This is a genomic window from Lacinutrix sp. MEBiC02404 (assembly GCF_053601575.1).
The window spans coordinates 1-1,328 of sequence record NZ_JBSHNV010000114.1 but is presented as its reverse complement, the minus strand read 5'-3'; the positions used below and the strand labels follow the sequence as shown (position 1 = coordinate 1,328).

The 1,328-nt window shown below is 43.2% G+C and carries 1 pseudogene; it reads right to left on the bottom strand.

Annotated elements, in window-relative coordinates:
- Positions 1 to 1,328 (bottom strand): annotated as a pseudogene (locus ACVCXO_RS02895) (hypothetical protein); the annotation flags it as partial.

The following is a 1,328-nucleotide window of genomic DNA, read 5'->3' as shown; positions in this document are numbered from 1 at the left end:
ACAGGTAAAGTAATATCTGCTGCAGTAAATTCACATGCATCATTTGGATCTGTGTCGTTTGGTCCTTGAACGCCGTCTCCATCAGGATCTACTTCGTCTAAGTTACTTACTCCATCTCCATCACAATCTGCAGTTGCCCAGCCACTTGTTGTGTCTGTTAAATCTACATTTGATAATGTTCCTCCGATACATGGATCGGTATCATTTGGATCCGTATCACTTGTTTCTCCATCGCCATCACAATCTGTAATTGCTGTTACAGGTAATGTAATATCTGCTGCAGTAAATTCACATGCATCGTTTGGATCGGTGTCGTTTGGTCCTTGAACGCCGTCTCCATCAGGATCTACTTCGTCTAAGTTACTTACTCCGTCACCATCACAATCTGCAGTTGCCCAGTCACTTGTTGTGTCTGTTAAATCTACATTGGATAATGTTCCTCCGATACATGGATCCGTATCATTTGGATCCGTATCACTTGTTTCTCCATCACCATCACAATCCGTAATTGCTGTTACAGGTAAAGTAATATCTGTTGCTGTAAATTCACATGCATCATTTGGATCTGTGTCGTTTGGTCCTTGAACGCCGTCTCCATCAGGATCCACCTCGTCTAAGTTACTTACTCCGTCACCATCACAATCTGCAGTTGCCCAGTCACTTGTTGTGTCTGTTAAATCTACATTTGTTAAATCTCCTCCGATACAAGGATCTAAAGGATTAGGATCAGAACTATTTGGTGTTCCATCTCCATCACAATCTTCCGCAGGTATATTTAAACAAGGCACTGTATAACCATCTATTCCTGCATCTACACTACCATTTGTTGTTATCGTTACTGATGTTGGCTCTGATCCTTCTGTTAATGTAGCTCCAACTGGTAAAGTAGTCGTATCTACCACGATATCCACTGTTCCTGCTGGTACTCCTTCTATAGTATAGGTTCCATCCGCTGCCGTTGTTGCTGTTGGCTCTCCTGCGTCTAATACGCCATCGCCATCTAAATCCGCAAATACAGTTACTGGAGAAGTAAATCCGGTTTCTGTTCCGTTTTGTGTTCCATCACCATCTTCATCGTTATATACGGTTCCGGTTACTGAACCGGCTGTAGTATAACCATCCGTTCCTGCATCTACACTACCATTTGTTGGTACCGTTACTTCGGTTGGCTCTGTTCCATCTGTTAATGTAGCTCCAACTGGTAAAGTAGTCGTATCTACTACGATATCTACTGTTCCTGCTGGCACGCCTTCTATAGTATACGTCCCATCCGCTGCTGTTGTTCCTGTTGGCTCTCCTGCGTCTAATACACCATTGCCATCTAAATC